The organism is Acidithrix ferrooxidans (genome assembly GCF_000949295.1).
Taxonomy (GTDB): Bacteria; Actinomycetota; Acidimicrobiia; order Acidimicrobiales; family Acidimicrobiaceae; genus Acidithrix; species Acidithrix ferrooxidans.
Genome location: NZ_JXYS01000008.1, coordinates 1 through 22,681, shown reverse-complemented (window position 1 = coordinate 22,681; position 22,681 = coordinate 1). Strand labels below are relative to the sequence as shown.

18 protein-coding genes and 1 pseudogene are annotated in these 22,681 nt (G+C 49.4%); 7 read left to right on the top strand and 12 right to left on the bottom strand.

The annotated features are described in order from the left end of the window. The 3 genes from AXFE_RS18965 to AXFE_RS01955 form a co-directional block, all read left to right on the top strand. Positions 1-288 (top strand): hypothetical protein (locus AXFE_RS18965; protein ID WP_235347515.1); only part of this gene is annotated, 288 nt, incomplete at its 5' end. Between the two features lie 10 nt (positions 289-298). After that, positions 299-1,432, top strand: a complete 1,134-nt coding sequence (locus AXFE_RS01960) for a zinc ribbon domain-containing protein (protein WP_052604217.1) — start codon at positions 299-301, stop codon at positions 1,430-1,432. 160 nt (positions 1,433-1,592) lie between these two features. Then, positions 1,593-2,069 (top strand): LapA family protein, encoded by a 477-nt coding sequence (locus AXFE_RS01955; protein WP_052604216.1) that lies wholly within the window; start codon positions 1,593-1,595, stop codon positions 2,067-2,069. Between the two features lie 435 nt (positions 2,070-2,504). On the opposite strand, the gene AXFE_RS18960 is transcribed toward AXFE_RS01955, so the two are convergent. Further along, complete coding sequence (locus AXFE_RS18960) at positions 2,505-2,690, bottom strand: hypothetical protein (RefSeq protein WP_152625801.1); 186 nt, start codon at positions 2,688-2,690, stop codon at positions 2,505-2,507. Positions 2,691-3,572: 882 nt separating this feature from the next. Between AXFE_RS18960 and AXFE_RS01945 the strand changes: the two genes are divergently transcribed. Continuing rightward, positions 3,573-3,863 (top strand): type II toxin -antitoxin system TacA 1-like antitoxin, encoded by a 291-nt coding sequence (locus AXFE_RS01945; protein WP_052604214.1) that lies wholly within the window; start codon positions 3,573-3,575, stop codon positions 3,861-3,863. Then, positions 3,860-4,102, top strand: a complete 243-nt coding sequence (locus AXFE_RS01940; protein ID WP_052604213.1) for a hypothetical protein — start codon at positions 3,860-3,862, stop codon at positions 4,100-4,102. Before AXFE_RS01945 ends, AXFE_RS01940 begins: the two co-directional genes overlap by 4 nt. A 775-nt stretch (positions 4,103-4,877) precedes the next feature. Here AXFE_RS01940 and AXFE_RS01930 read toward each other — a convergent pair. Continuing rightward, positions 4,878-5,633: a hypothetical protein gene (locus tag AXFE_RS01930; protein WP_052604211.1), complete on the bottom strand. Its 756-nt coding sequence runs from the start codon at positions 5,631-5,633 to the stop codon at positions 4,878-4,880. On the opposite strand from AXFE_RS01930, the gene AXFE_RS01925 reads away from it, so the two are divergent. Continuing rightward, positions 5,614-5,904 carry a hypothetical protein gene (locus tag AXFE_RS01925; protein WP_052604210.1) on the top strand — a complete coding sequence of 97 codons (291 nt, stop codon included), beginning with the start codon at positions 5,614-5,616 and terminating at the stop codon, positions 5,902-5,904. The genes AXFE_RS01930 and AXFE_RS01925 overlap by 20 nt on opposite strands. A gap of 1,533 nt (positions 5,905-7,437) precedes the next feature. On the opposite strand, the gene AXFE_RS01920 is transcribed toward AXFE_RS01925, so the two are convergent. The 10 genes from AXFE_RS01920 to AXFE_RS01875 all read right to left on the bottom strand — a co-directional run bounded on the left by AXFE_RS01920 (position 7,438) and on the right by AXFE_RS01875 (position 21,564). Further along, positions 7,438-8,043 (bottom strand): GAF and ANTAR domain-containing protein, encoded by a 606-nt coding sequence (locus AXFE_RS01920; RefSeq protein WP_268749138.1) that lies wholly within the window; start codon positions 8,041-8,043, stop codon positions 7,438-7,440. Between the two features lie 42 nt (positions 8,044-8,085). After that, the gene (locus AXFE_RS21235; RefSeq protein ID WP_455423326.1) at positions 8,086-9,312 is read right to left on the bottom strand and encodes a putative transposase; all 1,227 of its coding nucleotides are present in this window, start codon (positions 9,310-9,312) and stop codon (positions 8,086-8,088) included. 411 nt (positions 9,313-9,723) lie between these two features. Further along, positions 9,724-10,221: a COG3415 family protein gene (locus AXFE_RS01910; protein WP_052604207.1), complete on the bottom strand. Its 498-nt coding sequence runs from the start codon at positions 10,219-10,221 to the stop codon at positions 9,724-9,726. Positions 10,222-10,421: 200 nt separating this feature from the next. After that, entirely contained in the window at positions 10,422-10,742 is a 321-nt protein-coding gene (locus AXFE_RS01905) for a hypothetical protein (RefSeq protein ID WP_052604206.1), read from the bottom strand. Positions 10,743-11,732: 990 nt separating this feature from the next. Next, the gene (locus AXFE_RS01900; protein ID WP_200891160.1) at positions 11,733-12,827 is read right to left on the bottom strand and encodes an ABC transporter ATP-binding protein; all 1,095 of its coding nucleotides are present in this window, start codon (positions 12,825-12,827) and stop codon (positions 11,733-11,735) included. A gap of 81 nt (positions 12,828-12,908) precedes the next feature. Continuing rightward, entirely contained in the window at positions 12,909-13,769 is an 861-nt protein-coding gene (locus AXFE_RS01895) for an ABC transporter permease (protein WP_052604205.1), read from the bottom strand. Next, positions 13,757-14,695: an ABC transporter permease gene (locus AXFE_RS01890; protein ID WP_082058398.1), complete on the bottom strand. Its 939-nt coding sequence runs from the start codon at positions 14,693-14,695 to the stop codon at positions 13,757-13,759. The genes AXFE_RS01895 and AXFE_RS01890 overlap by 13 nt, the downstream gene beginning before the upstream one ends. Positions 14,696-14,736: 41 nt before the next feature. Next, positions 14,737-15,885, bottom strand: coding sequence for an extracellular solute-binding protein (locus AXFE_RS01885; RefSeq protein WP_052604204.1), 1,149 nt, complete (start codon positions 15,883-15,885; stop codon positions 14,737-14,739). Between the two features lie 2,008 nt (positions 15,886-17,893). Continuing rightward, positions 17,894-19,834 (bottom strand): ABC transporter ATP-binding protein, encoded by a 1,941-nt coding sequence (locus AXFE_RS01880; RefSeq protein WP_052604203.1) that lies wholly within the window; start codon positions 19,832-19,834, stop codon positions 17,894-17,896. Continuing rightward, positions 19,831-21,564: an ABC transporter ATP-binding protein gene (locus AXFE_RS01875; RefSeq protein WP_052604202.1), complete on the bottom strand. Its 1,734-nt coding sequence runs from the start codon at positions 21,562-21,564 to the stop codon at positions 19,831-19,833. Before AXFE_RS01875 ends, AXFE_RS01880 begins: the two co-directional genes overlap by 4 nt. A gap of 343 nt (positions 21,565-21,907) precedes the next feature. Between AXFE_RS01875 and AXFE_RS01870 the strand changes: the two are divergent. After that, a pseudogene (locus AXFE_RS01870) lies at positions 21,908-22,535 on the top strand (IS607 family transposase). Positions 22,536-22,681 lie beyond the last annotated feature (146 nt).

The following is a 22,681-nucleotide window of genomic DNA, read 5'->3' as shown; positions in this document are numbered from 1 at the left end:
ATTAGTTATCAAATGGCTAGTAAAAGCGCAGAGTATACAACAGCTATCGTGTCCGTCACTCTGACAGGGGCCTCTTATCGTCTAGCCCATGACTCGTGCCATAGGGCAGCATTGTTATGGAACCAAGCGGTCAATTGGGTCCATGGCGAATGGAAAGCCAAGCGCTCTCCTAATAAGTACGACATTCAAGGGTTTCTCAACTCGATACCTCGCCAAGACCGTCCATTACACGCCCATACCACTTTAGACAATCGCTCACGATCTCTCAGAGGCCATAACCACAGCTAGGGTAAACCGCATGCAGGGTATGAAGATCCGATCTCCTTGGCGTAAGAAGAACTACCGGCCTCTATCGTTCTCGAAGAACTCTGGCTGGCGTATCTCCAAAGGTCAACTCCACCTGTCACTAGGTAGGGGCCGTCCGCGTATAGATCTTTCTATTCCCACCGTTTTAGATTCTGCAACTGGCGAAGAGGTTGACCCTGGGCTATGGGGTGAGATTCAACTGTGCTGGGATCGAGATAAAAGACGATTCAGTCTGCATATCCCTTATGAGACTCTCCGAGAAGTCTCGGTGGGTGATGCTTTGAGTGCCATCGACGAAGGAATCATCAACTCTATGGCGCTAGCTACTTGGGTAGATGACAAGACCATAGACGTAACGATTATCAATGGACGCGAAGCTCCAGCTATCAAACGACAAAGAAACAAGGCCGTCGGTCAACTACAGCACAAGATCAGCAAGTGCAAGAATGGATCTAAGAAGCATAAAAGGCTGGTAACTGCGAAGAAGAAGATCAACTCCAAAGCAAAGCTATCGCTTCGTGACTTTGATCATCAGGTTTCCAACAAGGCGGCCAATCACGTCATTAGCCACAACACCGCCAGAGTTATAGTTGGTGACGTGAGGGGCATCGAGAAGGAGACCAAGTCCAAGCGGCGCATGGGCCGCCACGGTCGTCAACAACTCTCCCAGTGGTCAAGGGGTCGACAGGAACGCTACCTCAAAGACAAGACCGGATTAGACCTAGATTTCCTGAACGAATCAGGTTCAACCAAGACCTGTCCAGCGTGCTTGACACGCAATCGACCATCAGGTCGGCCCTACCGATGCAAGAACCCTATTTGTGGTTTTACTTGTCATCGAGACGCTGTAGGAGCGATCAATATCCTCCAGAAGGCGTTATGCGGGGAATACACTCCAATTGGACCGGACATAAAAGTCCGAGTCACGTATCTCCGGGCTGTCGAGCGCTGGTCACTTGATCAACGTGAAGCACACCCCAAGGTGCAGTGCCGCAAGGCCAGAGCCCGAAGTAGTGCCCAGAACCGGGCCTTGTCTGAGGCAACTCAGATTAGCAAGCCGAAGCTAGCAAACTCATCCACCAGTACCGATTCATCGGTACCAGACCAGTTGGTCGTGGTGGCGTGACGGGAGCGATGCTTGGTAACCCCAACCAAAGGGCGGAGCCAGAAGCCCCGTCCGTAAGGGCGGGGAGGTTCACGTGGTAAAAGTGGGCTGCTGTCAATCATCAAAAGATAGGGACAACCTCATTGATCGGGTCATCCATGCCGTATAATGAGGAGTGTAAATGTCGTTCGTCCGCAAGAACGGTCGCAGAGGCTCTTTTGGTTTGATGCGTCTCGCCTTAGGGGCAGATTGGGGGCTTTTGATGGGAAACCAATCAGATCATGAGGATGACATACCTGCAGTTGAGCCAGAGCAACAAGTTGTCCAAAGCCAGGATGTAGTTGAGCCTAGTTCACACGTAACTCCTATTTCCGAGGTTATCTTGTCGACTCGAGCGTCGAGGGCGTGGGTACGATTACTCCCCGCACTGGTCGTCTTGGTGGTTATCTTGGTGTTTGTCTTTCAGAATCCTAAGGACGTGAAGGTGAGCATTCTCACCTTTTCTGGCACACTCCCGCTCTCGGTGGCAATCCTTGGCTCAGTTATCCTGGGCGTGTTGATGACGCTAGCGTTGGGTTCAGTTCGTATCCTCCAACTTAGGCGGCAGCTTCGTCGTAAGACAAAGGAGTCCAAGGGCAGTGGCCGTCATTTTGGATGACATTTGGCTGACATAAAGTGGCTAGTTTGGGATGTTTGGCTCTATTGGGAAAAGTTGCGTTTTGGCTGATCCATGGGTTGAGGTAGAAAATTTTGACCAAAGGGTCTGTTTGACCGGGATCCCTGTAACCAGGCGGCCTATTGCGTCGTTATGGCGTCAAAGTTTTGGTGCCGCTTTCTCCTGATGCCCGATAGATGCCAATGCGTCCATTGGTGTTCCCGGTGCGATAGTCATGCCTTCAGTCGCCCGTGGAGGGAAGTGGCTCGTCCCTATTTATCTCCAGAGCATCCAATTCGCTTAAGACCTGACGCATCGAAGACAAATGGTAGGACTCCTGGTAGATGAACGATGCTAGTACGAACGATCCGTTCTCTGTCAAAATGGCAACAGGGAAATACCGGTCCCAATACCTGTTGAACCTTGTCCTTTCCCAGCTCAGGTCAGTGCAAAACAGGCGATACGAGCCGTTACACAGGTAGTATCATCACTCACAGGGAGCAACAAGGAGTCTCTCTCTTGTTCTGCACTAATTTCCCCGGCGTAGCACTGCCAGATCGCAAAATACGTATTACCCGTAGCTACCCCTATCTGCCTATTCACAGCCCAGATCGTTGTATTCACTGTCTCTTTGTTGATAGACCCACTTTGTGTGCAACCAATCTCGATTCCGGGATCTTGACTTGTACATTCGGGGTCGTCCCATGTGTGGTAGCTAAGAGTTTGATCCCAACCGATTCAGATGCTTTTGACCATGGAGAAATCTGTCTCCACGTGGGAGCACTAGTTGAGAAAAGAGTCGAGATTATGCTTCACCTCTAGGTTTCCTACGTCTGCCCGCAAGGCCGAGATCTCATTTATGGCTCTTCAGTTTTTAACGTGGTCTAGCTCTAATTGGAGGCTTGTAGTTGCCTAATAGGCCTGCGTCCAACGATGTCAGTTGCTGCGTTCCTGACTGTGAACGAAATCAAGGTTGATTGCCAGAAGCGCTTAAGGACAACGAATCGGGACAACCACGATTGTAAAGCTCCCTCCTGACGACAACCTCATTTTGTTTTCCTTGAGTGGGATGCCGATGGTCTCGACTATCTGGTGAAAGTAGTTTTGGCGTTGAAAGTTATCTGCATGTGGCACATCTGGCTGAAACTCAACAAGTCGCGATAGCCAGTCCTCGAAGGTTCCGCGCGTAAAATTCGACGGTATCTCCAGGTTTTCCGCAAGCAATCATCCCAATTCATTTGTATCAGGCATTAGATTAGAAATTGCTTTTGAAAAGCCGGATCCAAGAAGAAAGACTCGTCTTGGTGCAGAGTTGCCAATCTATCCCTCACCTTTGGCCATCTTCTTCCCTGGATGCGTCATGTGGGGATTCTGCCTAACCAAGTGCATAGCGATAGTGGGAATCCGGCTATCGGCAAGGTCATTTATGCCTGCGGAGGTTTCTCGATGTATTTCATGGTTAGTTATTAGCGGATTCTGCCGCAACAATATCAGCAGGCTAAAAAGGTGCCGTATGCTATACGGTATGGCATTTATGGAACGGATGGAGATGCGAGTCTCGTCAGAGGAGCGGAACTGATTCGCCGAGCTGCAGTAGCTCGGGGTGAGTCAGTGACCAGTTTCGTTGTGCAAGCAGCGACAAGGGCAGCAGAGGAGGAGGAGCTTGTTATTGAACGGGAGACACTCATACCCGCGGACTTCTTTGACAGTCTTATTGCAGCACTCGATGCTCCTGACGAAGTGCCAAGTGCTCTACATGAGCTTACAAGCCATCCTCGCTACTTTATCCGAAGGTGATCCAATACCAGTCGGAGCACCTTTCGGCTGATCATAAACTCGATGTTTTTGATTGTGGAAGTTCGGCTCTCGATGATTGGCTCCGACGGTTCGCCCGTCATGCCGAGGCCACCAACAGCGGACGAACCTTTGTGTGGGTCGATCCGACATCTTCGGTGGTTGTCGGCTACTTCACTTTGGCTGCCCATCTCCTGCGTCGAGTCGAGGCACCGAAGGGAATCGCACACGGTTCGTCCTAGGTAATCCCAGCGATCTTGTTGGCTCCACTGGCTTTAGATCACTCCCTTCAAGGTCAGGAGCTGGGTGGTCAGTTCTTTTTGATTCACTGGAGAGGGCTGTGGACGCATCCACTAGAGCTGCGGCACGGTTTATAGTTGTCGATGCCATCGATGATGCGGCGATGCTATTCTACCGCCGCTATGGTTTTCGGTCCTGCCCTAATCCCCGCCGCCTGGTACGCAAAACCAGCGAAGTGAATACTGCTCTGAAAAATAGTGATTTACAGAATTAAGGTAAACGGTTGACCTGTTTGCCGCCCCCGTCGTGAACAATGATAGGGGGATCCGACATGAAGAGGCGATGGCAGTTCGAGTAGCGATGGCTTATATTCTCGACAAATACGCAGCTTCCGAAACGATTGGTGCAACCAATCGTTTCGGAAGCTATAATGCCCCATGTTTTTCGTCATACTAAGGCAATGCACTTGCTCTGAGCAGGAGTGAACTTGATCTACATCTGTGATCGCATGGGACATGTAGATATTTTCACTACCGAGATTTATGCCCGAGCCGATACCGAGTTTAAATGCGAAGCGCTCGAAAAGGCGTGTCCCAACATGATCTCGCTAGATTTGCCCGGATGGAAGGACTATGCCGATATCCTTGCCTTCTTGACATGTTCTTGAGGAACTGATACCCGGTTACGCGAAGCTAGTGCACCCGTAGGTACACTGAGAAATGCGGGTATGTCCTTCAACTTCGCATAATCGTTTACTTCACATAAGGTGGATCGAACTTACTGGTACTCAATGACATCGGGTTGAGGGACGAGAGCAAGAACGTCGGATGGAGGATGCAACGGTTTGTCTTGTTGGTAGAAGAGCTTTATACCAAGACCGAAACGCGGGTCAGATGCCAAAAGATGATAACTCGAGACCTTCACGGGCCAATTCCCAAATCCATCCATGTTGAAGACAATCTGCACGTTGGCCTGCGGTTGTACATCCTGCTTGTTCTGTACCATGGTCTGCGTGAACTGATGAATAAGGAGCAGCTTTTGCGGTAAATTATAGGCGGTCGTGAGGGACTGTAGCCAACTTGCAACCTGGTTGATTTCAGTTGCCGTCGTATGACCAATAACCTGACCGGGCACTTGTGTATTGTTTACTTCCCACTCTGGGTCCAGAGCTAACGCGACGTCAGGTAGCTTTAGGAATGGGGCAAGCGTCTTTGCATCGGCCAAGAATCCCCCGCGACCGGGTTGAATATCTAGGATCAAAAGTCCATCGTGTGCCTGGACAACGTCGAGGTACTGCTGAATAGCCTGAGGAGAGATTTCCTGAGAGTAGGTCCCACCGGGGCCGGGGGCATGTTGGGCCACATAGGTAATCAATTCAAAGGCCGGTATCACTTGTACTCCCGGCTGTGCGTATGGCGCTGCCTGTTGTGCGAGAGCCGTCCACGCAACTTCTGGCGAGGTCTGCCCGAGCACTCCAAGCACCCCACCGCCGGGAGCACCGTAGAAGGCAACGATGCGCTTTCCTGGGAACAAGGTCAGGCCACCTCCTGGTTCGGCTAACGGCGTTGTCGTAGTTGGTGGCATCGTCGTTGTAGTACTAGTAGTAGTAGGCGGAACTGCCGTTGTCGTGGGTAACGACTTCGTCGTGGTAGTCCGACTCGGTGGTGGAATCCGTGCCGAGCCACCGAAGCTGAGACTCACTCCGATTGCCGCAATGATGACAACGACAACGGAGACCTCAGTAGCAATGACTCGACGGCTCGATGAGATTAGTTTCGCGAGTAAATGCTTCAAAGTTGCCTGACCTCAAACCTTCCTTTGGCGGTAATCCTGGAGACACCGAAAATTTAGGCAATCGACTTTGATTTTGGCGTGGAAAAGGTGCTGCTTGAACTGGTAAACTTTAGGTTAAAATAGACTAAAAACAACCAGTTCAAGTAGCACCTTTTAGATGCAAGCATCTACTAGTAGCTTAGACCGTTTGAAGGCCACCTTTGACGATTCGAACGCAGTTTCCAATGGTGGATTAATACTTCCTTATCGCGCTTGCTGAGAAACTTGGGCTTAGAGACCTCTTTGATTCTTGCATCAATAAATAGGTGCGAAATGTAGTTGCCTGGTAAAACTGTTCCAAAAGGAGGAACTTGTCATTCAGCTGGCAAAGCCCACCGACACATGCGAGAGGAGTAATTCTCTGGTGTGGAGCGGTCGGAAAAGTACCCGCGGGAAATCTAATAGGCCAAATCCGTGAGGAGAAGCCAACACTTTCAACCACAAGGCCCTAAAGGGCCAGACAGCACGGGCCAGACAGCACGGGCCAGACAGCACGGGCCAGACAGCACGGGCCAGACAGCACGGGCCAGACAGCACGGGCCAGACAGCACGGAGGTAGGCGGCACGGAGGTAGGCGGCACGGAGGTAGGCCTAGCTGGGTATGAGCAACATTTGTGAACTGCTGGTTAAAGATCGTTATTGCAAACAAGCCAAAGTTGCTGATGGGCTTGGACCAAAAGGTACCTGCGACGGTCGCATCATTGGAGATTGGATGCGCGCTGACAACAATTCCCTCCGGTGAAAAGGCAGGCCCTAACCCCAACGTATGTTATTTCGGCGGAACATTTCTAAGCCCGTATCCCAGCCCAAGCAATTGGGCAAGCCAAAGCTAAGGAAGGCCGATGGGGATGGGGGCACAAGGATTGGAGAGAAAGCGCGAAACGCGCTCTTGTAATGAGACGGATACACCTTGAGACATTACCTGTTGAGAGATTACCAGGTGCAAAGCCAAGCAGACTTCTCCTTGGTCGCAGTTGTGAAATAGGCAGAGTTGCGAGATGGGCCGTAGAACCTCATAGGCTAGGAAGGCAAATGAAAATGGCTAACGCCACAGTGTGGCCCTACTGACGAAGCCTACGTCGTAAAGGCAACACTTTCCAAGGCAGATGGAACAAGGTGAAAGTCCTTCAACATCTGATTCCTCACTCACTCATTTAGCAGCAAGGCACTTGTTGCTAAATGAGTGACAACAAATAAAGGCAATAAAACCCCGGGTGTGGACAAGATAATCTGGTCAACACCCAAATCAAAGGCAGATGCCATAACACAGGTGACGCACCGGGGCTATCAGCATCTGCCACTTCGCCGGTTATATATAGCTAAGAAAAGCAGCAAAACGAGGCCTTTCGGTATTCCTCCTATGAAAGATAGGGCTATGCGGGCTCGATACAAGCTAGCCCTCGACCCAGTAGCTGAGATATATAATTGTCACTTCCAGCAAGTACACTGACGATTACCGTGATGCGAAACATCTTGCGAACTCTCCACAGTACCCCGAACTTCGTTACGTCGGATTGTCCAAATCATTCGCTTGAAGCGTTCCCGCCACGATGGCCGAGACGACCAAAGTGATACCTTCGTTGTGATTGCGTGAATGAGCACGGAGTCGCCCAAACGCTTGGTCCATTCTGCACTGCGTCGCTTCGGCAATGATGCCCTTCGCTTGTTCGATGACTATGCGACTGGTGAGAGCGTGATCGAGTTGCTCATTGAGCGAGGTGGCATCGAGCATCGCGCGGTGTTGAAGGATGGCGATGGTCGCCACGTGAGCGAGGCCTTGCGCGACGGCAATGTCTCCGTCTTCCATCGGTCCCTGCAATGTTCGAAAGAGATTGAGAGCGCCAATGGTACGTCCCCGCAGTCGCAGGGGAAGGCTGTGCACCGAGTGGAAGCCGTGCTTGATTGCTCGCGGTGCAAAGAGCGGCCAACGTCCGTTCGCCTCGCTGAGGGCCACATTCACTACGGCTAAACCGCTCCGGTAGCAGTCCATGCACGGACCTTCATTCGTTTGGATCTGGAAGAGCTCAAGCACGCGCATCGATTCGCTCGAGGAGGCTACGAACTGCAGTTCTCCACCGAGTGAAGCCAGCAAGACCCCAGCGGCGTCCACCTCCAAGCCTCAAACCTCCGGTAATAGCGAATTACATCAATGTCAAGATTTTGGCTCGATCTGATAAGTAATTGGTCGGTTGTCACCGCTAAGGCGCGGTGGGTTAGCGTTGAGTTGTTCTATGAGCAGACTAAGGGCTCGATTGATGCGGGGAGCATCAGGCTGACGAATGGTAACGGTAATTGCTCTTGGGCTATAGCGGATCTCACCGGGCTGATGAAGCAAGTTACGAGTAATGCTCCGGTACTCATTTAGATCACAGAGATAGTTGTTGAGCGTTCGAGCCAAGTCAAGTTCTGCGTTGTAAGCGAGCAATCTACAGACCATCTGTAAGGCCCGGCGATTGGTGACAGGCCAAGCTCTAGTGGCATTGGGATCGATATCGGTAGCGGGGATCTTGGCGGGGATAGCTTTGAGTGCAACTCTTGCTTCCTCGAAGGCCACACGTGCCACCTCGAGTTGACGCGAGAGACTATCAAGAGTGTTGTTTTTCTCTTTGATGTCGACAGTTTGGGTAGTAGCGTTTCTTCCAATAGATCTCTCAAGCTCTGCAACAGCTAATTCAGCGCTCTTGAGTGCGTTATGGGCTTGAGTGCGCATGGGATTGGTTACCTTGGCTACATTAGGGCGGCGATCCATGCGATAGTCACACAACCAACCAATGCCGTGGTGGTCTTGTAAGTACTTGAAGCTGTTTTCGATGCGCCACCGCGATCTCAGGGTGTGTGCTAGGCGAGCAGCACTGCTCACCAAATCAGAGGTGAGGATCTGCAATGCCACCTGACCATCCTCATAGATGCTGATCTGGCGGAGCGCTCCGACATCTTCTAGATGAAGAGTCTCTGATGCTACTTGGATGTAGTGTCGATATCCATCTATGGTTACCCATGAGTGTTTAGGTAAAACACTAGGTACCTCAAGAGGGGCACGGCGATAGGTGACCCAGTCGAAGCCGGCCTTGTTCAACTCGGCAAAGACCTTGGGGTAGGCACCACCCCGGTCAAAGCCGACCATCACCGGGCGGTCCCCACAGATGACCCGTAGCTGTTCAAGAGGACCCCACATGGTTTTGGAGAGCGACGACGGTGCTCCAGATGAAAAACAGATGGCCCGCCAATTCTCATCGACGATTAACGTGTCGTTCCTACCTGGCTCGCCGCGTCGTCGGCGGGTATTCCAACCTTTAGCCAGTGGAGCAGACCCGGTATAGGCAACGAAGTGATCGTCAACAAAGAACACTTCCGGAGCGCTATCGTCGGCCTCTAGCATTGCCTTGGCTAGAGCTACTTGTACNCTAAGAGGATCAATCTTTTTTTTTTCATCGGCAAGGCCAGCGAGCCGGGGGCGCAGGGTTCGAAGATGAGGAAAGCGTTCCAAGCCGACCAGTGCTCCGGCGTCAGTGTCCAATAGGTGCTTGGTTCCCTCTAGTGACGATGCACCAAGTGCGAATCCAAAGGTTGCAACAAGCAACGTGGCGCTCACGTCGTNGGCNGCGTGCCNNANNTGTATNNNANCACANCGAACACAGCACTGGCACCCACTCGATCAAAAAAGGCCATGCAAAAGCAATCGCCCCTGCATAGGCACTTTGGCGGATCCCATCGCTGATGCGGGTAACTACTAGATTGTCGGTGTCGCTACTGTTTCCAAGATCGGGCTTTACTATGGCGGATTCGACTTCTATGTTTGCTTGATCGGGCTTTTCAACCCCATCAATGACGGACTGAGGCGTAGTTGTTCGGACTCAGGGCGAACTCGCCGTGCCAGAAGACGGCTCACAGTGGCGGTCGAGACCGAAATTGCAGCGGCGATCTCGGTCCCTGGACGGTTTGCATCCGCCATGGCATAGGCCTGAGCAATCGCCTCATCACTGAGAAGCCGGGGTCGTCCCATAGGTGGGACCAAAGCGGCGGAACCGCCCTTGGATGCTCTGCCGCGCAATCTCGAGATGTATTCGGGTCGCAACTCAAAGAGAGCAGCCACCTCTAAGCCCGAGGCTCCTGCCGAAGTAAGTGCCACGATGGCCAAGTTTCGCATTCCTAGGTCCGCTGGATCGTAGACGAAAACTGCCCGAGGCCCCCAGCTCACCACCATCTCGCCGTTTACCATCGTCTTAGTGAGCTTGAATGGCGCAGGCATACCCGGAAGCAATTCGATTTGTTCTCGGCGTTTTCTCATCTCCTTATCATAGCACTATTGAACGACTTATGCAATTCCTAACATAAAAGAAACCCTGTTCAAAACAGGGATTGCGGCCCAACTACCGGAGGTCTGAGACTTTGAGGCGCCCAGTCAAATTGGGATCATTTGGCGGGTGGTTGATCCACATCTATGTTAGGAGAGCCGAAAATGGTTGCCGATAAAGCTGTGACAAAGAATCACTGTTGAGGTGCAACGATCCGACGAAATAGTTTCAGATTCCTAAGGTAGAGACCAGTGAATGCCAGATTGATCACTCCTACAATGAGGAGTTCCACACCACGAGTATTACCTTGAACAGCCAACAAATATAGACCAAAGAACACTATGATAGCGACACCCGACAGACTGATAACCACCGAGGACTTCGCCCACTCAAGTGCTGCTTGATTGATTTTGGACGTACCTCCGAGGCTGTGTTTGACTACTGCATTTCGAGCTTGGCGACGTTCTGTTGGCGAACATTCCCGGTAGTTTGGGCCGCCGATCAGAACGATCATTGTGTCATCATCGACATGACTTGGATTTCGTTAGTATTCATTCATTCGACTCCAGATAGAACTTGGGTTGTTTTGCTCTCGAACAATAATGCAACTGCCACTATACAATATTACCTCGGCATCCAAGAGAAGTAAATTGGCTCCCTGATGAACTGGTCCAACGAAACGCCGTCTCAGTTGATAAAGTTGCCAGTTGGTAAAGTTGCAGTCTATATTTTGTGGTTGGTCACTTGTTCGACTAGTAAGTGCGAGTCTGCATATCTTAGAGTCAGCGGCCCCTTGTCACTTTAGACGAAGGGTAGGTCGTTTGAGAGAGTGTCGAAGCTCAAATCATCTTTACAATCTTATCCCATGGACTCATCGAAGTCCCTAGTGTTATTGCTAACCCGAATGGCTTCTGTGGATGGTGCATGGTGCTGCGATCATGGTATCAAGGAAACCCATTGATTGACCGAGATACTTTAGCGCCGTTCGAATCTAGTTCATTTCGTTTTCTTGTCGATTGAGTGCGATCAGACCCACATTTAGATGAATAGACGATTAAATCATGTTGTGGAATAGCTTTCTTGACATATGAGATCGAAGGTGCAATATGGCCTTGATGAGCGCTCGGCTGATGTCGAGATCTTTCCTGCTATCAATTTGAGATGCCAGAGGGTAGTCTTAGCCGTTTGACAGGGTTGCAAAAGCTCTTCGTGATCATTTTGGTCTCCTTGGTTCCCATACGAGCTGAAGGTTAGCCTTATGGGTGATTTGGCTAAGGATCGCGGTGATGCGCACTGTTTAAATAAATGTACTTTAAATTAATGCGCCCTGGATCTAATGCACAAAGTGAGATAGCCTACGGCCTATTGTCTTCGCCTGTTGGAAAACGATAGGTAGTTGTCTGTCGCCTTGGCGTGGGTCATCTAAGGCTACGAGTAGGAGAGATCGACCGCGACCCATGATCGCTGGTTTGGTCGATCTCTTAGGGAGTTGGATTTGTTATAACTACCTGGCGCCATCTTTTACCAAAAGGGCGTCACCTCTTGAGTAAAGGGAGACTGTTTCAGAGTTGGCCACCAGTGCAGCTTCAGAGGTGGGTATTGCAACGATGATCAATCTGTCACTTTTATCTAAAAGTGTCAACTTTATTGTTGATCCAAGAAAGCTTTTGGCAAGAACTCGGCATGTATCATCGCCACCATCTCGAACACCAATCGACTCTGGCCGTACAAGGACCTCAACTTGACTTCCAGATGGAAAGGCTCCGTCATAGGCGTAGTTGATTGGCCCGACCGTAGCAACCTCGACCGTGTTGGAATTGATTACCTTCCCTGGGAGGCGGTTGACGGTGCCGACAAATTCAGCCACGAATTCAGTGGCAGGATTTGTATAGACCGCGAGTGGGGTATCGAGTTGCTCTAGTTGACCCTGGTGCATGACTGCTATACGATCAGCGATGGCAAGTGCCTCCTCCTGATCGTGAGTGACAAAGAAGGTTGTGATGCCTAACTCGAGTTGAATTCTTCGAATTTCATCTCGAAGAGACGACCGTACCTTCGCATCAAGAGCAGATAACGGTTCGTCCAATACAAGTACTTCAGGTTTGATTGCAAGTGCACGGGCGAGTGCAACTCGTTGTTGCTGGCCACCTGATAGCTGATGAGGGTAACGATCGGCCTGGTCTTTGAGACCGATTAGCTCAAGCAACTCATTTGATCGAGCAGTTCGGTCGCTCTGCTTCTGGCCGCGCACTCGAAGGCCGAACTCTACATTTTCTCTTGCTGTCATATTTGGAAAGAGGCTGTAGCTTTGAAAGACCATTCCGATATTACGTTTGGCTGCAGGAAGAGAGGTAACGTCGTGGTTGCCAATGGTAACGCGTCCGCTATCTGGCATCTCGAGCCCTGCTAGGACTCTAAGTGCTGTTGTCTTTCCGCATCCGGAAGGGCCCAAAAGGACGATTAATTCGCCTGGGTCAGCATGCAGGTTGAAGGATTTTAAGGCCGCCACGTCCTTGAAGTTCCGGGCGATTCCATCGAATTCGACCGGCAGTCCTGAGCGACCGTATCGTCCACCTTGGGTATTTGTCTTCGTTTTCAACGATAATTCCTTTTACTTTTACTTAGCAATTTGGTTCAGATCTGTCAGCGCTGGCTTGAATTATGACCAGCGCTGTTGCCATTATGAAATTTCGAGATCGTCTAGTACTGGAGTGCTCCGTTTGGCGCGACGCTGTGAGAAGACGATCGTGATAACGGCTAGCGGTATCCAGGTAAATAACAGCGCTAGCAAAGAGAGTGCTACGGCTTGGCTTGCAGCCAATTGTCCAACCTGGACCAAAAAGACTGGAAAGGTGGTGAAGCTTAGGAGCGATGCGACTGCAAATTCACCCAAACAGAAGGCAAAGGTTAATATCGATGCCCCGATGATCCCACCCCGTAGATTTGGCAGTAAAACATATCGTAAAAGTTTGATCCACCCAGAGCCCAATGATTGGCCAGCTTCCACCAAGGTCTTTAGATCGATAGATTGTACTGCAGAATCCAAAGCTCGATAGCTAAATGGCAGTGCTAGTACGACGTATTCCAACGAGAGTATTACCGGTGTGCCATAGATGATATTGGGAAGCCCCCTAAATGAGGTAATGACCCCCAAAGTTACCACGACAGACGGAACTACGAGTGGAAGCAGCGATGCAGCTTCAAAGACACGGCGCAGCTTTGGAAGGCGGACATGGACCCAAACAACAGTGGGAATCAGAAGTAAAAGGGTGAGAAAGACAGTTCCAACCCCCACCTTTGCTGACAGAAAAAGTGTGCTCCAGAATTGTGCAGTCCCAAAGAGTTGAGTATATGCCGAGATCGTGAAGCTGTTATGGTTCCCCAGAAATGAGAATCTGGCCGATGAGACGATTGGCACGATGAAAAAAAGGCCAACCAATGTCAAAACAATATATCTAAATGGTCTTCCTAGACGTAACACGTCACTGGAGTTATTGGCTGATCCTGGTTTGGAGGTGATATCTGGAGCTATCGTAACCACTTAGAGGTCCTCCTTTGAATTGTCGCATAGATCAAACCAGCGATTACGACGATGAGAATCATTCCAGCTCCAAGCGCATCCCCAAGGTTGGTCTGTCCGGCTAGGACGTTTCCGGAGATGAGTGCGCCCAATTGGATGGGAACTAATGGAATCGTTCCCGAAGTCAGGGCTTGAGCGGTTGCGTATGCTGCAAAAGCATCAGTGAAAAGGACGATAAATGCTGCGAAGATCGGAGGTGCCAATAGGGGAATGCCGATCCATCGCCAGAACTGCGAGCGTGAGGCGCCTAAAGATTCCGAAGCATCCACCCACTCTTTGCGAAGAGCTTGAATAGGCGGAAGCATAATGAGGATCATTAGAGGGATGAGAAAGTATTGGTAGACGATGGCTAAGCCAGTTACCGAATAGAGCGAAAAGCCGTGCGAATATAGGTCAAAGCCAGCTGACTGTAGGAGTTTGGTTACGATACCAAAGTTTCCAACGGTAGCAACAAATGAGAATGCTAGTGGGACACCTCCAGTATTCGCAAAGACGCCAGAGCCTGCGGTGACTAGGGAGCGCACGATTTTGTTGGAGGTGGAACTTACCGCTAAAGCAGCCAGAAGGCCTACCACTACAGCAACTAGTGCCGCGACAAATGAGAGTTGGATACTCGCTATGAAGCTCTTTAGATATACACCATGGATTGCTTCGTTGAAGTTAGAGAGGGTAAGGTTTCCCTTACCGTCTTGAAATGCGGTGGCAATTACCGATACGGCTGGTACTGCTAGGAAAACCCCAAGATACGCGATAAATGGTAATGTGCCTGCTACATTTTTCCAGCCCCGACGCCGCCCCCGCAAAATGCGACCAGCAGGTTCGGGAACTGATGTTCCGTCACCTGCTGGAGATGGCGAACGATCGAGGAGCTCGTCGTTTAGTGTCAACTACACTCCTTGTTCGCTTTAGCTACTTCTTGTTATCTAAACTAGCCTGTTATTGATGGCCACTGGTTTGCAACCAGTGCTTGGGCTGCAGAGAGCTGTGATCCAGTTGGGAACTGAGGTTGCCCAGTAACCGTAGGCAGCAAGCTCAGATAGGTCGAATTGACAGTTCCGGCCGTTTGCATGGCTGGAAGTAGGATCGGACGAGCAAGCCCCTTTAGGTAGAGGTTTTGCCCTGCGGCGGAATAAAGGTACTCTTCCCAGAGGCGAGCAGCAGCTGGGTGTGGAGCATTAGCCGAGATTGCCTGAGCATAGTAAGAGGCGTATTGACCATTAGATGGTACGAATACTTTCCAGTTGACCTTGCCCTTTGTCGCTATTGCATAAGCAGCATTTAGATAGTCCCAGTCGATGTTGACCTTGATTTGGCCGCTCTCAATGACAGCAGGGGAGCTCTGTACTGGTACGAAGTTGCCGGCAGCAGCGAGCTTCTTGAAGTAGTTGAGTCCAGGCTGGATATTGGAGAGGGAGCCTCCATTTGCGAGACTAGCAGCATATACTGCACCGAAAGCGGCACCTGCGCTCGTTGGATTTCCATCGAGGGCTACTGCACCTTTGTATTGAGGCTGTAGAAGGCTAGCGAAGCTCGTTGGGGGATTCGAGCCAAAAGCACTCGCATTGTATCCAATTGAGATGTAGCCGCCGTAGTCGTAGTACCAGTTTCCCGCTGCATCTTTGGAGTTACTTGGGATCTGGCTCCATTCGGCAACTTTGTATGGGCTAAAGAGACCCTGTGATGCTCCCAGAAGTGCAAATGATGGTCCTACGTCAACAACGTCGGGCTCCTTGGAAGTTCCTTTTTCCGCTTTTAGAGCTGCTAATTCTTGGGCTGATGAACCATTTGGGTTCTCGCTTGTGATAGTAATTCCATACTTCTTCTCAAAGGATGAGATCAACTCGCCATAGTTTGCCCAACCTGGTGGCAGTGCTATGACGTTGAGCGAACCTTCTTTCTTGGCCGCAGCTATTAGAGCGCTCATACCGCCTCCGGCTTGAGCTGATGTGACTGTGGCCCAATTCGTTGACGACGATGCCGCAGTGGTCGCAGTACTTGAGCTACTGGTCGATCCACAAGCGCCAAGCACAAGTGCAAGTGCCGTGCTGCTGAGCGTAATCGCTACTTTCTTATTCAATGTTCCTCCTGTTTTGAACCCCTCAGATGTGCAAAATTTAGCATCAAATTATGAGAACTGTATTCAGTTTGCAAAAGATTTATATCTTATTCATTTGTTTTCCACCTTCCGTTCAATGGGTGGTAACCGTTTAAAGGGCGCTGATAGGGTAGTCAAACCTCGCAGATCTTTCCTTGACAACTCTTACTTTGTGGTTAGTCGGAACGACAGAATGGGAGATTGTAGGGTATTAGTTTCAAAAGGAAATCTGATCCTACCTCATGGTTGCATTATTTGGTAGATTCCAGTTCTAGCTTTTGGCGATTATTCAAACTCTGAGTTTTCTATGCCGCCTAAAGGTGCTGGTCTACCAATTATTGTCTCTAGCGAGGCTCCTTTGAGCTAGGAGCGTGACAATAAGTCCGGTGAGTTTTGATCATCGGCTGTTCAGCGTCAGTTAAGTGGATATCTAGTGGTAATGAATCATCTTTGAGTAGTTGAATTCTATTGTAATTAGATATTATGCCGAGATTTATAGCCTCTCAATAAAAACATTGACTTGGTGATAATTCTTGCACTTAGTTGAATTGTGTATTTTTTGTTTCCATCGACAGCTTTTCTATTCATATTTCAGGAAAAATTATGTTGCGCGCTGATTTACTTTATTTAGTTATTATGACCCTAGTAATAAAATATATAAAGCGGTTTGCTTCAACATCACTAGATATGGCAGAAAGGATCACCAAAGGTTCATTTTCTTATTTAGATATGGATGAACGTTCTAACTTCAATGGTTATCGTATTGATCCGAATAATATTAACACTTGAAGCTTAAGGTTTTATTGCGATCAAAGGTGGTGGCGAGAATCACCTTAGAACAATAGATATATAATCACTGATCTTGTTACTAAGCGTGATCCGAAGTTGGCAGGGTCAATTGAGTTATGCCGTTTTGCCTTGGTGTTCTGGATCCGAATTGTAGTATTTCGTGGCTTGTAGCGGATATGCAGAGTTGTACTGGCAGGTCAAAATCGTGTGCTCACGAGAAGATGGCTTCCATTTTCCATGCCTTCTTCTCGTTGATTTGTATCTAATGTACTCGAAATCCGAGAGAGTAATGGACCTAGGCGATCGATTTGGAGGTCGACCAAATAGGCATATCTTTACTTGGGGTGAACTTTTGCTAAGGCAGTGTCATGGACGGCACCATTTCCGCTATGGTTTCAGGGAAGTGGCCGATTATCTCTTTTGGGTCAGATCTATAAGATCGTTGCTATCCGGACGATCAACTGGGTGATTTTCTCAGTATCTTCTGATCATTTAATTAATAAACTCTACGATTTGTTAAGTTGAAACGCTTTAATGCACATTATTATGAATTTCGGCTCTCGCATGAACCGCCGTGAGAGGAGATTTTTACTCATCTTTAACAATCATTTGGTCTCGAGTCTTTGATCTAACGCGGTGAATTTGATCAAAAGATGACTGACTCTAAAGATTTTTGTTTGCTTTATCCCTAGGCGATGATGGCAAAGACTTCATAACTACGTTGCTTTTGTACAGCAAAAAGGTGCCATTGGTTTTGTGACCCAGAACGCGGACTAGGAGTGACCACTAAGGGTCTTTGACATCTTGGTAGATTAGATTTCGCTTTGTAGGGCCTCTTATCAAGGCGAAAGAGTGAGATTGATGGTGTGTTTTGAGGCTCTTGCTCCTGGCGATGAGTTGATCCAGCGGCGACGTCGCAATAGCAAAAGAGTACCGTTTGGCAAAAGAAGACCGTGATGCCACTGACACCTCTAGTGGGCGACTCTAGTGGGCGAGTCAGTCTGGTTCTAGCATCGAACTCGATGTAGTCGTTTCACCAATAACTACCACAATGGACGACCGGAGCCTATATGTGGACTCTGGTTGGAGGGTAGCAAAGATCGCTGTCTTTGCTTTTGCCAGCAAGCTCGGTCTCCATTAGCTTTTTATAAATCTAGTTAGTAACGCCATGAGTTATCAGAGTTTGAGGCATCCAAGGCGACTAAATGTCAACGACTGATGCCTCGGTGAACTGGCTATTGTAGAGGCGGAAGTACGCGCCGCGCAATGCGATCAACTCTTCGTGGTGACCCTTTTCGACAATGCGGCCAGATTCCATCACTAAAATTATGTCTGCGTTTCTAATCGTTGATAGACGATGAGCTATCACGAAGCTTGTGCGTCCCTGGCGCAGTCGAGCCATTGCGTCTTGTATAAGTACTTCTGTTCGGCTATCTACGCTACTGGTTGCTTCGTCAAGGATCAAAACCGTTGGTTTCGCCAAGAAGGCTCGGGCTATCGTAAGGAGTTGCTTTTGTCCCTCGGAGAGGCCCGAGGCCTCCCCGTCTAGGTGTGTATCATAACCGTGGTTTAGAGTACGAATGAATCGATCGGCAAATGCAGCTTTTGCAGCTTCTTCGATCTCTTGGTGGCTCGCACCCTGTCGGCCATAAGCAATATTTTCCCAAATTGTCCCGCCAAAGAGCCAGGTATCTTGTAGGACCATCCCGAAGGAACTTCTAACGCTCTCCCTCGAAAGGCTGGAGTAGTCCATCCCGTCTAGGGTGATCGATCCCGAATTTATCTCATAAAAGCGCATCAGGAGGTTGACTATAGTTGTCTTTCCGGCTCCGGTAGGGCCAACGATCGCCACAGTCTGCCCAGGTAGAACCTCGAGGCTAAAGGAGTCGATCAGCGGCTTGTCGGCTGCGTAGCAAAATGAGACGTTATCCATCTTGATATGGCCGGCTATGGTCGAGTTGAGAGTTGTTAGATCTTTTAGTTCGACCTCTTGAGGAGCGTCTAAAAGTTCAAATACCCGTTCAGCTGATGCAAGGCCAGACTGGAGAAGGTTCATCTGACTGGCTATCTGGGTCATTGGTTGGGTAAATTGTCGTGCATATTGTGTAAAGGCGACGACGTTTCCAAACGACATAGCGCCAGTTGCTACTCGATATCCACCTATTACAGCGATGGTCACATAGTTGAGGTTCGAGAAGAACTGCATCATCGGTTGTATTATCCCAGAGAGGAATTGGGCCTTGAAACTTGCAATGTACATCCTCTCATTCATGGAGTTGAAGGTGTTCATTGAGGCCTTAGATCGGCCAAAGGTTCTAACCAAGTTGTGGCCGGTATGCATCTCTTCGACGTGACCATTTAGAGCGCCGGTCTCCTTCCATTGTGAGGTAAATTGCTTTTGTGACCTCTTTGCAATCTGACCTGCGCCAAAGATTGCCAAAGGTACCGTGATTAAAGAGACAACTGCGAGGATGGGGGAGATCCAAAACATCATCACCAAGACTCCTATGATCGTCAAAATCGACGTCAAGAGCTGGCTAAGCCCCTGTTGGATCACTGTGGAGATGTTGTCTATATCGTTTGTGACCCGAGAGAGAATGTCGCCATGGGGATGTGTGTCAAAGTAGGAGAGAGGAAGCTTGGCAAGCTTATTCTCTACGTCACTTCTCATGGTTTTTACCGTTCGCTGTGCTACCCCAGCCATGATAAAGCCCTGCATCCAGCTGAGAACGGAACCTAAAACATAGGCACCAGCGGTCTCGCCTGAGAGGGTAAGTAATTGGTGGAAGTTGACGCCGCCATTGGAGCTCAAAGCCATACCCGAGAGCATTGAAGCTAGATGAGCTTGGCCGTGGGTTACTAGATAGTGGGTGACACAGGCCTGGTTTTGATGACAAAGAGACATCAAGGCTTTAACCTTGGAGTTGGATGCGACAATTCCATTGAAGATGACGTTAATGCTGTCGCCTAGCAATTTAGGGCCAACCACTGAGAAGGCGACTGCAAACGAACCAATGATCAGGGCCGCTATTAAAAAATGCGCCTCTGGATTGAAGCGTTTGACCATCGCCTTTGCTGTCGCCTTGGTATTTTTCGACTTTCCTATGGGAAGTCTGGCGTTTTGTGGACCACCTCGCATCATTTGAGGGCTCCTTGATTTAGTTGAGATTCGACGATCTGCTGGTATTCCTGACAAGTAGCGAGGAGCTCTTCGTGGTTCCCTATGCCGGCGACTCTACCTTCGTCTAAAACGATGATCTGGTCGGCATGCATGATCGTACTTACCCGTTGGGCGACAATCACCACGGTGACATCACTAAGCTCACGCTTTAGGGCCGCTCTAAGATTGGCATCGGTGGTAGCGTCGAGTGCTGAAAAACAGTCGTCAAAGAGGTAGATTGGCGAGGTTTTCACCAGTGCTCGGGCTATTGCTAGGCGCTGGCGCTGTCCTCCTGAGACGTTGGTACCGCCCTGGTCGATCTTAGCCTCTAACCCTCCGGCCATAGCCCTAACAAAGTCAAGGCCTTGGGCGATCTCTAGCGCTTTGTAGAGTTCTTGATCGCTGGCATCTTGATTTCCGAAGCGTAGATTGTCGGCGATTGTACCTCTGAATAAAAATGCAGATTGGGGGACGATTGAGATCTCTTTCCATAGCGTCTCAAGATCTTGCAATGAAACGTCAACTTCGTTGATCATGACCCTACCTGCTGTTGGGTCATAGAATCTTGGGATCAGATTGAGTAGTGTTGTCTTTCCGGATCCAGTGCCACCAATAATTGCTGTCGTTTGATTGCCGAGGATCTTCAGCGAGATATCTTTCAGAATGGGTTCTTCGCTGCCACTGTATCCAAAACTCACCTCTTCAAAGGTGATGGCTTTTGTAATTGTAGTTGGAGCCATGGGATTTTGTGGTTCTTGAATCGACGGTGTGGTATTTAGAACGCCCTCGATTCGTTCAGAGCATGCGATCGCTCGCGGTAGGAGTGAAACCACAAAGACCGCAATCATAACTGAAAAGAAGATCTGGGTGATATATGTGATAAAGGCTACGAGATTTCCAACTGGCATAGATCCGCTGGAGATAAGGTGGCCGCCAAACCAAACCACCGCGACGGATGAGAGGTTCAGAATGGCCATAAGAGTTGGCATCGCGATGGCGAAGATGCGGTTGACCTTGATTGAGGTTTCGGTAAGGGTAACATTTGCAACTTCGAATCGGTCTTTCTCCGTCTCGGTCTGGAGAAATGCGCGTACAACTCGAATACCAGTGATCTGCTCACGTAGGACTTGATTGATACGGTCGATCTTGGCCTGGATCGACTGAAAGAGTGGTACGACCAATTTGATCATGGTATAGAGAACTAATGCCATCAATGGTACGACGACGACGATCACTAAAGAGAGCTTGGCGTTCTCTCTGAGCGCCATTATTACCCCACCGACTGCCATAACTGGTGCCATTACCATCATGGTCAAGGCAACCTGTCCAAAGAGTTGAATCTGTTGAATATCGTTGGTATTCATGGTGATCAATGATGCGGTAGAAAAGAGGGTCATGTCATATTGTGAGAACGATTGGACTTTAGAAAAGACCATAGCTCTCAAATCGCGCCCGATTCCCATTGCGGTTCGAGAGGCGAAATAGACGGCCACCACAGAGATTGCACCGAGGGCGAGGGTGATTACTATCATCTCAATCCCACTGTTGATGATGTAGTTCAAATTGCCGGTGATTACGCCATTGTTGATTAGGTTAGCATTTAGATTTGGCAGGTAGAGGTTGCCGATGGTCTGGATCACAATGAGACTTATAACTATTGCTATAGCGCGTTTATAAGGCGGCACGGCGCGCCGAAGAATCTTAATTAACATCTGACCTGTTTATTCGTATTGGGTATCACTCACAGGAGCAATTGAATCAACTTTATATTTTAGAACTGTAACTTCTACTACGCTATCGTAGTCTGTGTGGTATTACTAAAGGTTCGAATGGGATTTGCCTTATGGATTAATCCACCTCGTCTCTCATTGCTTCACGCCCATGAGCCAAATTAGGCCGGTGTAAGTGTGGTTTTGAGACATTGACGAAACAGTGGCGACATTTGATAAAGCTCGATGCGGTTTGCCGGGTGCTTTCATCTGTGAACGTCGATGGGGCTCGCTACTGCTACTCTCCAGCTGAGCACTCTTGAACGAAGTTTACTATAATGCCTATATGACGAGGTTAGTGCCTATTGGGGTGCCAGCACAGGAGCTTGGGGTACACCCCATGACGCTACGGAGATGACAAGCAGAAGGACGTATCGATCCTCCTATACGCACACAAGGAGGCAGAAGGCGTTATGACCTATCTAAGCTTCGTGCTATTGTTCCTCATAAAGCTCCATCCACCAGAGCTACCATCGCCTATGCCCGCGTGTCAACCAACGCTCAAAAAGACGACTTGGTTCGCCAGGTGGCTCTCCTAGAGAGCTATTGCGCCGCAAACGGGTGGAGCTATGAGATCATCTCCGATGTAGGGTCAGGACTCAACTACCATAAGCGTGGACTAAAAGTGCTTATCTCTTGGATTTGCTCCGGCGAGGTTGGGCGGCTGGTGCTCAGTCATAAGGACAGACTGCTTCGTTTTGGGTCAGAGCTTGTTTTGTCTCTTTGTGAGCATTTTGGAGTCGAAGTAATCATTATCAACGCTAGCGAGGATTCAACCTTTGAAGAAGATCTGACAAACGATGTCATTGAAATCGTAACCGTCTTCTCGGGCTGGCTATATGGATCGCGTAACCATAAAAACAAAAAGGTTTATGGAACGGCTTCAAGAGGTGGCCAAAGAGGTAACTCCATGATCCGATCTCCGAGCCTCACTCTATGGTTAGCATTATGAAGCGCACGGTACGTCTAGCCACGTTGCCACTGAACAAGAACAAGTATGACGAGACGCGCTCTGTGATTGGGCACTATAGCGACGCAAAGCGCGTCTTTGTAGCTCATC